The organism is Hydrogenophaga atypica (assembly GCF_042665215.1).
Lineage (GTDB): Bacteria > Pseudomonadota > Gammaproteobacteria > Burkholderiales > Burkholderiaceae_C > Hydrogenophaga > Hydrogenophaga defluvii_A.
The window spans coordinates 104,711-118,163 of record NZ_JBHTCA010000004.1; the positions used below are offsets into that span (position 1 = coordinate 104,711).

10 protein-coding genes and 1 pseudogene are annotated in these 13,453 nt (G+C 65.0%); 8 read left to right on the forward strand and 3 right to left on the reverse strand.

From position 1 onward, the window contains the following. The first annotated feature begins 319 nt into the window (after positions 1-319). Positions 320-3,271: an EAL domain-containing protein gene (locus tag ACFQPB_RS07170; protein WP_382221229.1), complete on the forward strand. Its 2,952-nt coding sequence runs from the start codon at positions 320-322 to the stop codon at positions 3,269-3,271. A gap of 16 nt (positions 3,272-3,287) precedes the next feature. Here ACFQPB_RS07170 and ACFQPB_RS07175 read toward each other — a convergent pair whose 3' ends face one another. The 3 genes from ACFQPB_RS07175 to ACFQPB_RS07185 all read right to left on the reverse strand — a co-directional run bounded on the left by ACFQPB_RS07175 (position 3,288) and on the right by ACFQPB_RS07185 (position 8,751). After that, a complete protein-coding gene (locus ACFQPB_RS07175; protein ID WP_382221232.1) occupies positions 3,288-4,034 on the reverse strand; it encodes an N-acyl amino acid synthase FeeM domain-containing protein in 747 nt (248 codons plus the stop codon). A gap of 228 nt (positions 4,035-4,262) precedes the next feature. Continuing rightward, positions 4,263-5,222 carry a response regulator gene (locus ACFQPB_RS07180; RefSeq protein ID WP_382221235.1) on the reverse strand — a complete coding sequence of 320 codons (960 nt, stop codon included), beginning with the start codon at positions 5,220-5,222 and terminating at the stop codon, positions 4,263-4,265. After that, positions 5,203-8,751: a hybrid sensor histidine kinase/response regulator gene (locus tag ACFQPB_RS07185; RefSeq protein ID WP_382221238.1), complete on the reverse strand. Its 3,549-nt coding sequence runs from the start codon at positions 8,749-8,751 to the stop codon at positions 5,203-5,205. Before ACFQPB_RS07185 ends, ACFQPB_RS07180 begins: the two co-directional genes overlap by 20 nt. Here ACFQPB_RS07185 and ACFQPB_RS07190 point away from each other — a divergent pair. From ACFQPB_RS07190 to ureG, 7 genes and pseudogenes are all read left to right on the forward strand, one after another. Then, the gene (locus tag ACFQPB_RS07190) at positions 8,750-9,052 is read left to right on the forward strand and encodes an urease subunit gamma (RefSeq protein ID WP_382221240.1); all 303 of its coding nucleotides are present in this window, start codon (positions 8,750-8,752) and stop codon (positions 9,050-9,052) included. The genes ACFQPB_RS07185 and ACFQPB_RS07190 overlap by 2 nt on opposite strands. An 8-nt stretch (positions 9,053-9,060) precedes the next feature. Continuing rightward, a complete protein-coding gene (locus tag ACFQPB_RS07195; protein WP_382221243.1) occupies positions 9,061-9,228 on the forward strand; it encodes a hypothetical protein in 168 nt (55 codons plus the stop codon). After that, positions 9,225-9,530 (forward strand): urease subunit beta, encoded by a 306-nt coding sequence (locus ACFQPB_RS07200; RefSeq protein ID WP_382221246.1) that lies wholly within the window; start codon positions 9,225-9,227, stop codon positions 9,528-9,530. The genes ACFQPB_RS07195 and ACFQPB_RS07200 overlap by 4 nt, the downstream gene beginning before the upstream one ends. A 2-nt stretch (positions 9,531-9,532) precedes the next feature. Next, positions 9,533-11,251, forward strand: a complete 1,719-nt coding sequence (gene ureC / locus ACFQPB_RS07205) for an urease subunit alpha (protein WP_382221248.1) — start codon at positions 9,533-9,535, stop codon at positions 11,249-11,251. Between the two features lie 240 nt (positions 11,252-11,491). Continuing rightward, positions 11,492-12,010, forward strand: a pseudogene (gene ureE, locus ACFQPB_RS07210) (urease accessory protein UreE); the annotation flags it as partial. Positions 12,011-12,012: 2 nt separating this feature from the next. After that, positions 12,013-12,753 (forward strand): urease accessory protein UreF, encoded by a 741-nt coding sequence (locus ACFQPB_RS07215; RefSeq protein ID WP_382221251.1) that lies wholly within the window; start codon positions 12,013-12,015, stop codon positions 12,751-12,753. Further along, entirely contained in the window at positions 12,750-13,418 is a 669-nt protein-coding gene (ureG, locus tag ACFQPB_RS07220; protein ID WP_382199090.1) for an urease accessory protein UreG, read from the forward strand. Before ACFQPB_RS07215 ends, ureG begins: the two co-directional genes overlap by 4 nt. Positions 13,419-13,453 lie beyond the last annotated feature (35 nt).

A 13,453-nucleotide genomic window follows, 5' to 3' on the forward strand; every position in this document is an offset into this window, starting at 1 on the left:
CTCCAGGTTTCCAGACAACACAAAGGGGTGGCTTGTGTCCCCTTGCCCCGGCCCTCGCAGGCCGCTTCAGAGGGGATGACTGGATGCTAGGGAGAACCCTGGGTGGCGTATGTACGCCGGGTGGCGTATGCGGGCGGGTGTGCACACAAGGAGACAGACGGGCGTTCAAATTCGAACCTGGGTTGCGTCACAACCGGCAAACAACTCACATTCACTTCATAATTGATCGAACCAATGCGAATCAATATTGCACCGCCAGCAAAGTGAAGAGACAACGGAATAAATGTTAAATGTGACAAGCCCAGCCGTTACCTCCTGGTTGAGCGCCTGCCACCAGGTGTTGGATCGGTTGCTGTTCCGTTTGTCCACCTATTTGTTGCCGCTGCTGATGCTCGGGCTCTCGGCCCTTGCGCTGGTCGCCTGGCCCAGTCACTACCCCTCCCTGCAAGGCCAGGCTCTGAGCTTTCAGGTGGTGGAAGACCTTCGCGGCAACTGGACGCCACAAGACGCCTTGAAAACGCTGGCCGAGGTCAATCCGCCTGCTGTGGTGCACAGAGACACACAGTTGTCCACCCGGCCTTTTTGGCTGCGTCTTGACATAGCGGAACACGACAGCGCGATTCCCCAGTCGGTGGAGTTCAGCTCGCGGCACGCGACCGAAATCACTTGCTGGGATGCGCAGAACCTGACCGAATTGGGGCACGCCGACCGCGGCACCGACACAGGCCCCCTGTCGCTTCTCAAAGCGGGTTTCGCCCTCGCGCTGCCAGTGGACCGGGCCGTCGACTCGGCAATCTGCCGAGCCCTCTTTGTGGGGCCCGCGCGCATACGGGCCCAGCAGTGGGACTCACCTGTGCTGTTGCGCTCCACACAGCAGTTTCACAACTACGCTGGTCTGCTCGATGGCGGGGTGATGATCCTCGCGTTGTTTGTGTTCCTGACTGGGCTGATCAACCGAAACACCACCTATGTGTTGTTTTCGACATGGCTGGTCGTGAACTTGCGCATGGCTGCCCTCTCTGCGGGTTGGGACTATCAGTGGCTGGGTCACTTAGTACCGGTGAACTGGCTACAACCATCACGCCTGATCACTGTGGCGGTGTATTACGTGACCACCATCACCCTGTTCCGCACCTTCTTTGAAGACGAACTGAACAAAGTGGGCTACCAACAACTGATGCGACTGGCGCAGTGGACATGCCTGCCCCTGTTGATGCTGTCGGCGACGTTGTCTTACGCCAGCTTCCTGCCGCTGATCTGGGTGTCGACCGCGTTCAACATCATCGTGTTGGTGTTCTTTCTCGGTCGCATCCTGTGGCTTACCCGCTCGCGCGTGGCCATGTGGTACGCCGCATCCATCACCATTACCTTGTTCGCCAGCCTGTACGAGGTGATCTCTGCCGCCCTGGGCATCAAAGGTTTGATTGACAGCGTCAACAGCGTGACGGCGGCGCTCTCTTCCAGCCTGATGGCTGCGCTGGCCATTGCTGCGCAGATGAAACAGGAGCATGAACAACGGCTGGAAATCCAGGCTGAGCTGCAGCACACGTACGAGGCCATGCCCATCGGACTGTTCACGCTCGACATGCAGGGGCGCATCATGAGCGCCAACCCGGCCTTGCTGCAAATGCTGGGCGAACAGGTGCTGGAGCCTGGCCACAACGACTGGTACCGGCAGTTCAGGCAGGGCGCCTGGACCCACTTGCACCAGCAGTTGCACCAGCAGAAGACGGTAGAACTGGAAGTCGAGGGTTTGCGCCAGGACGACAACGCCCGTCCGCGGCGCTACATGGTGCGCGCAGCTCTGGCGCGCGACAAAATCGAAGGTTCGCTGCAGGATGTGACCGAAAAATCGCTTGCCATCGAAAACCTTCGCTTCTTGGCACACAACGACCCGCTCACGAAGGTCCTCAACCGCCGTGGCGTGGAAATGGCGTTGGATGCAGCTCTCAGCGGCGCGCGCGAAGGCAGACCGCTTGCGCTGGCCTACCTCGATCTGGACCGTTTCAAACTCATCAACGACCTGTTCGGCCACAACGCGGGAGACGAAGTGTTGCAACAGGTTTGCACCCGGGTCAACACGCTGCTGTCAGAACCCATGCGTCTGGGGCGCGTGGGTGGCGACGAATTTGTCATCGTGATGCCCGACACCCGCGTCAAACTGGCCCGACTGATTTGCCAGGGCGTGGTAGCCACCATCGGGGGCACCCCATACCGTGTGGGCGAACGGGCGTTTCATGTGCGTGGCTCGGTGGGCCTGATTGAAGTCGGCCCGGGCACCTCCATCAAGGACGCCGTGGCCACCGCCGACCGCGCCTGCCGCGAGGCGAAAGCCGGGCATTCCGACGGGCTGGTGGTGTTCGAGAAAAACGCCCGCGCCTTCCTGGACCACGAAGCCGAAATGCGCCTGGTCGAGCGCCTGTCCGCGCAGGCCGACCTCAGCGGCCTGTTCGTCGAGATGCAGCCCATCATGTCGCTGCGCAAACCGCGCGCCTCGCTCAACTTCGAGGTGTTGCTGCGCATGCAGGACGAAAACGGCAACCGCATCCCCACCGACCGTCTCATCGCCGCAGGCGAGAACAGCGGACGCATGGGCGTGATCGACCGCTGGGTGCTGGACCACACGCTGCAGTGGCTGCAAACCCACCAGGCATCACTGGGTGCGACCCAGTTCGTCTGCATGAACCTCAGCGGCGCGTCTTTGAACGACGAGCGCTTTGTGGACGACGTGTTCGAAGCACTGGAACAGAACATCGAGATCGCACGCCACATCTGCCTGGAAATCACCGAAAGCGTTGCGCTGCACGACCTACAGAACACCCGCCGCTTCATCGACCGGGTGCGCCAGTACGGGGCCAAGGTGGCGCTGGACGACTTCGGCGCCGGCTACACCTCGTTCTCGTACCTGAAAGACTTGCCAGGTGACCTGCTCAAGATCGATGGCAGCTTCATCGTCAACATGAACCAGCACCCGGCCAACATTGCCATCGTCGAGGCCATCGTCAACCTGGCGCAAAACCTGGGCATGAAAACCATTGCGGAATGGGCCGAGGACGCTGAAACGGTACAGACCTTGGCCGAGATCGGTGTGGACTACGTGCAGGGCTTCGTGGTGGCCAGGCCCCAAGCACCGGCCGCCATCCTCGGCGTTCGTTCGTCGGCAGACTTCATTCCGGCCGAAGGGGAGATGGCAACCGTGCTCGATGCGCTGGAAAAACTGGGCACCACGCCCGACCTGTTTTTGGGCACATCGGTCGATCAGGTGCACTGATCGGCTGCCCCCCGCCTTATTGGGTGGCGAAGCGGGTGGTCATGCCCATGGTGGGCCACTCGGCAGCATTCGCACTTGCCTCTGCGTTGCCATAGGGAGGCAACGCGATGTCTTGGTGAATCGTCTGAAACACGAACTGGTACAACGGATGGTGCGCCACGAACCAGCGCTGCTCGGCTGTCTCCACTTCGAACGACATGATGCGGTGCGGCAGATCGCCAGCGTGTTTGAGCGGCACGAATCCCTGCCCAGGAAACACGTCGCTGAACATCAGGCGTTGGTACTGTCGATCGATAGGCGCACGCCCTGCAATCACCATGTAGTCCACGCCCACCATGTGGCAGTAGAGGAAAAAGGACTTGAACAAGGCGGTCTTGACGAGGCGCCCTGCGGCTTCCTGTGTCACCCCCAGGCGCGTGGCTTCGGCCAGCGTGGCGTTACAAAACGGCGCTGGCAGCGTCACCGACTGCTCCAGCGTGAGCGGCCGAAAGCGGTTGGACTGGATGCGCATCGTGCCCAAAGGCGACCCGTCGAGCTTGGACTCTGCGAGCAAGACCACCACACCTGGTTCGTGGTCCGCGCCTTCGGCACGCAACAAAGTTTGCGCAAACTCCGGCAAGTGGCGCGCATAAGCCTCGTGGCGTATCTGCACCGCTTTGTCGAGATCTTCCTGGCTGTTCACCAACTTGATGGTGAAGGGCAGCCACTCTTCCTTGAGTGCGCCGCACTGCAGGGCAACGGGCGCACGGACCACCTCGCCCACGCGCGGAGACAGGTGAGAAGGGCTCGAAGGGACTGTCGAGAAAGCATTGAGGTTTTCCATGGCACGACCCGTTGATTTGCGAAGGAATGAAAAGTACAAAATCAATGTAAATTTCAATTCACATTTCTGAAGTCGGTGCCGCGCTGAAAATCGTGTCAGGTTTTTTCCTACAAGGCTGCCCACTCACACCCGGACACACCTGCATCAGAACGACACAGGTGCGGGCTTTCAAGCCGATGGCCCGAGCCCACGCACGCGGTTGATGGCCATGGCCGCAGCGGCCGTGCGCGTTTCCACCCCGAGCTTGGCGTACACACGTTCGAGGTGTTTTTTTACCGTGGCCGGGCTGGCGCCAAGAATGTCGCCGATGTCGCGGTTGATCTTGCCCTTCACCACCCAGTACAACACCTCGGCCTCGCGCGCGGTGAGACCAAAAGCTTGTGCCGTGGCTTCGATGACGCTGGTGTCGGAGCTTTCCTGCATCACGATCAGCCACTCACCGTCGTCCACCTGCTGGTGCAAACGGAAGGTCAGGCGGCGTGGCCCGCTTTCCATGCTCAGGCGTGGTGGCTCGCGCAAGGGGTCGGGCGGCAACTGGCGTTGCAGCCACACCACCACCTCGGGCGGCGTGTGGGGCGACTGGGTGCCGCAGTAGCGCAGCAGCCACTCGCGTGCCAGCGGGGTTTGCCACATCAGGCGGCCGTCGCTGGCGCGCACGGTGATGGCGGCGTAGCCCAGCGCGTCCAGCGCATTGCGGGCCTGCTGTCGCTCGCGCGCGCCCTGGCGCGCCTGGCGGGCGCTTTGCAGGTGCACGCCCATGCGCGCCATCACCTCGCGCGGCTTCACGGGCTTGGTCACGTAATCGGCGCCGCCGGCCTCCAGCGCGGCCACCAGGTGCTCGGTCTCGGTGAGCCCGGTCATGAAGATGATGGGGATGGCGGCCGTGGCCGGGTTGGCCTTGAGGCGACGCGCCACCTCGAAACCATCAATGCCGGGCATGACGGCGTCGAGCAGAATGAGGTCGGGCAAGGCCTGGGCCGCGCGGGCGAGCGCACTTTCGCCGTCCAGCGCCACCAGCACGGTGTAACCGGCCTCATCGAGCGCGTCGTGCAGCACCGCCACGTTGTCGGGCACATCGTCCACGATGAGCACCAGGGGGGCGTCGGCGTCAAGGGTGGCGGGGGTCAAGCTGTGTCTCCGCGATCAGTTGGTCGATGGCGTCGAACCGGAAGGCCCGCGCCAGCGCCGCCACACGCTGAACGAAGTGGGTGCACTCGGGACGGCGCGCCAGCAATTCGTCGAGTTGTCGCACCACGCCCTTGTAGTAACCCAGCCGGGTGGCGGCCAGCAAGGCGTCCAGCTCGGCGGCTGTGGGCCTGGCCTGTTCGCTGACAGCGGCTTCAGGTGCCGGCGCCTCGGGGGGCGCCGTGTCCACTTGCCACGCCAGGTCCAGGCGCTGGCCCAGCCAGTCCAGCAGGTCGTCGCGCCGCACCGGCTTGACGAGGAAATCGCGCGGCGGCAGGCCGATGTCGTTGTCCAGCCCTTTGTCGAAGGCGTTGGCCGAAACGACCGCCAAGGCAGGCTCGGGCACCAGGCCCAGCGCGCGGATGCGGCGCAGCGTCTCCCAACCATCGATGCCGGGCATGGCCAGGTCCATGCACACGGCGTCGGGGCGCAGGCCGTTGGCCAGGGCACGCAAAGCGTCTTCGCCGTGGGTGGCCAGGGTCACGTCAAAGCCCAGAGGGCTGAGCCAGCGGGCAATGAGGTTGCGGTCGGCCTCTTCGTTGTCGACCACCAGCACGCGGCGACGTGCCCCCTGGTAACCCACGCGCGGTGGTGATGTCAGCGCCGCCGGGGCCACCGCGCCTTGCAACTCGGGCACAAACAGGCGCAGACGGAACACCGTGCCCTGCCCCGGCGTGCTGTGGGCCGTCATCTCGCCGCCCATGAGGTCGGTCAGCATCTTCGCGATCGTCAGCCCCAGGCCCGAGCCTTGGGCCCCCCCGGCCGCCGTGCTGCCGCGTGCAAAGGGCTCGAACACGCGTTGCAGGTCCTCGGCCGTCATGCCCGGCCCGGTGTCGGTCACCTCGATGTGGGCCATCTCGCGGGCGTAGCGCACGCGCAGGGCCACCTCGCCGCGCGCGGTGAACTTGACGGCGTTGCCCAGCAGGTTGATGAGGATTTGGCGCACGCGTTTTTCGTCGGCACGCACCGCCAGGGGCAGGCTGCCTTGGGTCTCAAAACGGAAGCGCAAACCTTTCTCTTGCGCCTGCAGTTCAAACAGGCCCGCCATCTCGGCCATGGCGGCCTGAAAGCGCATGGGCTTGAGGTCCAGCGTCAGCTTGCCCGACTCGATGCGGGCGATGTCCAGCGTGCCTTCGATGAGCGAGAGCAGGTGCTCGCCGCCCCGGTGGATGACCTGGATGGCCTGGGCCCGGTGCGGCGCCATGCCGGTGTCTTCCTGCAGCAATTGGGCGTAACCCAGAATGCTGTTGAGCGGTGTGCGCAGCTCATGGCTGATGGTGCTGATGTAGCGCGTCTTGGCCTGGTTGGCCTGGTCGGCGGCGCGTTTGGCCTGCTGCAGTTGCTCGTCGGTGCGGCGGTGCGATGCGATTTCCTGCATCAGCAGCGCGCTCTGGCGGCGCGATTCCTCCTGCGCCACCTCGCGGCTCTGGTGCGCCAGCACCAGCCACCAGGCCACCACCGCCGCCACCGTGAGCAGCACCAGAAACACCAGCACAAAACCGGGGGAGCGCTGTTGCCCATACAGCAGGCCCAACACCGCCGCCAGCACAGGGGCCACCACCGCCATGAGCAACAGGTAGTGGGCCAGACCGGCGTCGAGGTAAGGCCACAGGCGGCGCGGCAACACGGCCCGCAGGCCCTGGCCCCACTGCACACTCAGGCGCGCGTGGGGTTTGCATTGGTCGCCACAGCGGGCATCCAGCGTGCAGCACAGCGAGCAGATGGCGCCGCCATAGGCGGGGCAGTGGGCCATGTCGGGGCCTTCGTAGTCGCGTTCGCAAATCACGCAGGTGTGTGTGCGCAGGCGCTGCTCACCGCTCAGTTCTGGCGCACTGGGTCGGGCGATGTAGTAGCGGCCCCGGGTACCCCATGCGATGAGCGGTGCCGCCACAAAGGCGGTCACCATGGCGATGCTGGCCGAGAAGGCCTGCGCCAGGGCACCAAACACGCCCATGTGCGCGGCGATGGACAGGGTTGACGCCAGGGCCATAGCGCCCACGCCGACCGGGTTGATGTCGTAGAGGTGGGCACGCTTGAACTCGATGCCTTTGGGCGACAGGCCCAGCGGCTTGTTCACCACCAGATCGGCCACCACCGCCATGATCCAGGCGATGGCGATGTTGGCGTACAGGCCCAGCACCTCGCCCAGCGCCTGGAACACGTTCATTTCCATGAGCATGAAGGCGATCAGCGTGTTGAACACCACCCACACCACGCGGCCCGGGTGGCTGTGGGTGAGGCGTGAGAAGAAGTTGCTCCAAGCCAGCGAGCCGGCGTAGGCATTGGTGACGTTGATCTTGAGTTGCGAGACGACCACGAAAAGCGCCGTGGCCGCCACCGCCCAGCCGTAGTGCGGGAAAACGTACTCGTAGGCGGCCAGGTACATCTGGTTGGGGTCCACCGCGCGCTCCACCGGCACCATGTGGGTGATGGCGAGGTAGGCCAGCACCGCGCCACCCAACATCTTGAGCACGCCCAGCAACACCCAACCCGGCCCACCCGCCAACACGCCCGCCCACCAGCGCAGCGCGCCCACTTTTTCGCGCGCGGGCATGAAGCGCAGGTAGTCAGCCTGCTCCCCCATTTGGGTGATGAGGGCGATGCCCACCGTCAAAGCAGCACCGAAAAAGTGCACATTGAAACGCGCACCCTCACCCGATGCGCCACCGTAGTGCACAACGCCACCGAATGCACCCGGTTCGTGCATAGCCACATACACGAACGGCAAGACCAGCATCACCAGCCACAGCGGCTGGGTCCAGACCTGCAAGCGGCCGATGACGGACACCCCGTGTGTCACCAGTGGAATCACCACCACCGCGCAGATCAGGTAGCCCCAGGCAGGCGGGATGTCGAAGGCCAGCTCCAGCGCGTAGGCCATCACGGCCGCCTCCAGCGCAAAAAAGATGAAGGTGAAGCTGGCGTAGATCAGCGAGGTGATGGTGGAGCCGATGTAGCCGAAACCCGCGCCCCGTGTGAGCAGGTCCATGTCCACCCCGTAGCGGGCGGCGTACACGCTGATGGGCAGGCCGGCCAGAAAGATGATGAGCCCGGTGGCCAGGATGGCCAGGGCCGCGTTGACGAAGCCATACTGCACCAGCAGTGTGGCCCCCACCGCCTCCAGGATCAGGAACGACGCCGCACCAAAGGCCGTGTTGGCCACGCGCCAGACCGACCATTGCCGGAAGCGCTGTGGCGTGAAGCGCAGCGCATAGTCTTCTAGTGTCTCACTGGCCACCCAGGCGTTGTAGTCGCGCCGCACCTTGATGATGCGTTGTGGTGCTGAACCAATGCCCCCACGCTCCGCCGCTTCGCGGGTCGCTGCCCCCAAAGGGGGCTGATCCGCCTTGGGGCGGCCCGGCGGCGGATCGGCGACGGCATCGGAAGGGATCTGGGCATTCACCTCCGGTACGGTGCAGATTCCATGCCATGACGCGCTGCATCGGCACGCAATTTGCTGGAACCGCTCCATGGAACTCACACCCCGCGAGAAAGACAAGCTCCTCATCTTCACCGCCGCCTTGCTGGCCGAGCGGCGCAAGGCGCGTGGCCTCAAACTCAATTACCCCGAAGCGGTGGCCCTCATCAGCGCCGCCGTGATGGAGGGCGCGCGCGACGGAAAGACCGTGGCGCAACTCATGAGCGAGGGCCGCCTGGTGCTCACGCGCGAAGACGTGATGGAGGGCATCCCCGAGATGATTCCCGACATCCAGGTCGAGGCCACCTTTCCCGACGGCACCAAGCTCGTCACCGTCCACCAACCCATCGTCTGAGCCCTGCCATGAAGCACATCGCCACCCTCGCCGCCACGCTCAGCACCCTGCCCGCCTTCGCCCACGACGGCCACGGGCTGTTTGGCAGCCACTGGCACGCCAGCGATGCGCTCGGTTTTGTGGCCGTTGCCGCCGTTGCGGCGGCTTTTCTCTGGTTCACCCGGGGCGGCAAATGATTCCCGGCGAGTACCTGATCGATGAAGGTGAACACGCCCTGAACCCGGGCCGCCGCACCTTGAGCGTGCTGGTGAAAAACACCGCCGAGCGCCCCATACAGGTGGGCTCGCACTACCACTTCAGTGAAACCAACGGCGCACTGGATTTCGACCGCGCGGCCGCGCGCGGCATGCGCTTGAACATCGCCAGCGGCACGGCCGTGCGCTTTGAGCCCGGCCAGCAACGCACCGTGGAACTGGTGGACTACGCGGGCGACCGGGTGGTCTATGGTTTCCGCGCGCTCATCCAAGGAAAGCTGTAAACATGGCCGGCATCCCCAAACGCGCCTACGCCGACATGTTCGGCCCCACCGTGGGCGACCGCCTGCGCCTGGCCGACACCGGCCTCATCGTTGAGGTGGAGCAGGACCTGACCCTGCGCGCCGGCGGCTACGGCGAGGAAGTGAAGTTCGGTGGCGGCAAAACGATCCGCGACGGCATGGCGCAGAGCCAGCGCACCAATGCCGAAGGCGCGATGGACACCGTGCTGACCAACGCCCTGCTGATCGACCACTGGGGCATCGTCAAGTGCGACATCGGGCTCAAGCATGGTCGTATCGCGGCCATAGGCAAGGCCGGCAACCCCGACACCCAGCCGGGTGTGGACATCGTCATCGGCCCGGGCACCGAAATCATCAGTTGCGAGGGCAACATCGTCACCGCCGGTGGCATCGACAGCCACATCCACTTCATCTGCCCGCAGCAGGTGGACGAGGCCCTGGCCTCGGGCGTGACCACCATGCTGGGCGGCGGCACCGGGCCGGCCACCGGCACCTTTGCCACCACCTGCACGCCCGGCCCCTGGCACATCGAGCGCATGCTGCAGGCGGCCGATGGCCTGCCCATGAACATCGGCTTCCTGGGCAAAGGCAACGCCAGCCGGCCCGAGGCGCTGCGCGAGCAGGTGCACGCCGGTGTCATCGGACTGAAGCTGCACGAAGACTGGGGCACCACGCCGTCGGCCATCGACACCTGTTTGGACGTGGCCGAAGAAACCGACACGCAGGTCGCCATCCACTCCGACACCCTCAACGAATCTGGTTTTGTGGAGAACACCATCGCCGCCACCAGGGGCCGCACCCTCTGCGCCTTCCACACCGAAGGTGCGGGTGGCGGCCACGCGCCCGACATCATGCGCGTGGTGGGCGAGGCCAACTTCCTGCCCTCGTCCACCAACCCCACCATGCCCTACACGGTGAACACGCTGGACGAGCACGTGGACATGCTGATGGTGTGCCACCACCTCGATGCGTCCATCCCCGAGGACCTGGCCTTCGCCGAAAGCCGCATCCGCCGCGAAACCATCGCCGCCGAAGACATCCTGCACGACCTGGGCGCCATCAGCATGATGAGCAGCGACAGCCAGGCCATGGGCCGCGTGGGTGAGGTGGTGATTCGCACCTGGCAGACGGCCGACAAGATGAAGCAGCAGCGCGGCGCATTGCCGCAGGACAGCAGCCGCAACGACAACTTCCGCATCAAGCGTTACATCGCCAAATACACCATCAACCCGGCCATTGCCCACGGCATCTCGCACATCGTGGGTTCGGTGGAGCCGGGCAAGTGGGCGGATCTGGTGATCTGGAAACCGGCCTTCTTCGGCGTCAAACCCGCGCTGGTGCTCAAGGGCGGCAGCATCGCCCTGGCCGCCATGGGCGACCCCAACGCCTCCATCCCCACGCCGCAGCCAGTGCACTACCGCCCGCAGTTCGGCGCCTTCGGCGGTGCGCTGGCACGCGGCAGCCTGAGCTTCGTCTCGCAGGCCGCGCTGGACGCCGGCGTGGCGCAGCGCTATGGCCTGGCCAAACAACTGGTGGCGGTGAAAGGCTGCCGCAGCACCACCAAGGCCAGCATGGTGCACAACGCCTATCTGCCAACGATGGAAATCGACCCGCAGCGCTACACCGTGCGCGCCGATGGCGTGCTGCTGACCTGCGAGCCGGCCACGCGGCTGCCGCTGGCGCAGCGCTACTTTTTGTTCTGATCCGCTGGGAGGGCGTCATCACAGCTGCCACCTTCGCTCGGTGACAGGTTGTATCCACCGGAAGCCGACTCGGTCGCGTACAAGCAGTCCCCCACGGCAACGTTCATTCTGGCAAGCACTTCCTCAGGCAATATCAGACCCAGCGAGTCACCTACTTCGATCAGTTTGATTGAAAACATTTGCGGCCTCCGTGCCAACGTTATAACGGACTTGACTCCACTCCCAAACCCGCTCAAGCCCATGCTGCAAGCCTCCAAACTGATCCCCCAAGGCCAGGGCCTGGCCGAGGTGCTGCTGCGCCGCGCGCCCAGCGTCACCCTGGACTGGGACTTGCGCCAGAAAAGCCGGTTTGATGCCGAGACAAGCGACGGCCAGCGGGTGGGCGTGTTCCTGCCACGCGGCACCGTGGTACGCGGCGGCGATGTGTTGCTGACACAGGCCGGCGGTTTCATCCGTGTGGTGGCCGCGCCCCAGGCGGTGCTGCGCATCACCGCCTGTGCCCAGCACGGCAGCCCTTTCGACCTGACCCGCGCGGCCTACCACCTGGGCAACCGCCACGTGCCCATTGAGCTGCAGCCGGACCACCTCAAGATCGAGCCCGACCACGTGCTGGCCGACATGCTGCGCCAGATGCACCTGATCGTGAACGATGTGCGCGAACCCTTCGAGCCCGAGAGCGGCGCCTACGCGCAAGGCGGGCATGGTCACGGCCATGCCCATGCCCATTCACACGACCACGGTCACCACGACCACGGCCACTGATGCGCCGTCTGCTCCGCAAGCCCGCACGCCCCGCCCCGCGCTCGCGCACCCCCAACCCGGCCAGCCTGCTGCCCCTGATCTGGCTGGCCTCGCCGGCGCTGCCCATCGGTGGGTTTTCCTATTCCGAGGGCCTGGAAGCGGCGGTGGACGCCGGCCATGTGCGCGACGAGGCCAGCGCCAGTGCCTGGGTGGGCCATCAGTTGCACGTGAGCCTGGCGCGGGCCGACCTGCCGGTGCTGGCCCGCGCCCTGCCCGCCTGGCGCCGCCACGACTGGGCCCGCCTGGCCGAGTTGGACGCCTGGGTGCGCCAGACCCGCGAAACCGCCGAAATGCGGCTGCAGACAGAGCAGATGGGCCGCTCGCTCATCGAATGGCTCAAGACCGTGCAGCCTGAGGCACTGGCCAACCAACACGCCCCCGCCACGCTGCAAGCCCCCACCTACCCGGTCGCCTTCGGCCTGGCGCTGGCCCTGCACACACCGGCCATCACGCCGGTGCGCGACAGCCTGCTGGCCTTCGCCTTCGGCTGGGCCGAAAACATGGTGCAAGCCGCCATCAAAGCCGTGCCCCTGGGCCAGGCCGCCGGTCAGCGCATGCTGGCGCGGCTGATGGCCGACATCCCCGCCGTGGTGGACACCGCGTTGACCTTGCGCGACAGCGAACGCCAATCCTTTTGCCCCATGCTCGCCATCCTGTCGGCGCAGCACGAAACCCAGTACTCACGCCTTTTCCGATCATGAACACGCCCGCTCTGCACCAGATCCCCGGCCGCACCAAACACCTGCCCCCGCTGCGCGTGGGCATTGGCGGGCCTGTGGGCTCCGGCAAAACCACCCTGCTGGAAATGTTGTGCAAGGCCATGCGCCAGCGGTACGACCTGATCGCCATCACCAACGACATCTACACCAAAGAAGACCAGCGCCTGCTGACCGTCAGCGGCGCCCTGCCGGCCGAGCGCATCATGGGCGTGGAAACCGGCGGCTGCCCGCACACCGCCATCCGCGAAGACGCTTCCATCAACCTCGAAGCCATCGACCGCATGTTGGGCGACTTTCCCAACGCCGACGTCGTGTTCATCGAAAGTGGCGGCGACAACCTGGCCGCCACCTTCAGCCCCGAGCTGAGCGACCTCACCATCTACGTCATCGACGTGGCGGCTGGCGAAAAAATCCCGCGCAAGGGTGGCCCCGGCATCACCAAAAGCGACCTCTTCGTCATCAACAAAACCGACCTCGCCCCCCACGTGGGCGCCGACCTGGAGGTGATGAAAGCCGACACCGCCCGCATGCGCCCCGACACCACCCGCCGCCCCTGGGTGATGACCAACCTCAAGACGCGCAGCGGTGTGGACGAGGTGGTGCGCTTCATCGAACAGCGTGGGATGTTGACAGCCGAAAAAGCCTGAGCCCAGACCGGTACAATCAGCGCCGCTGGCAACAG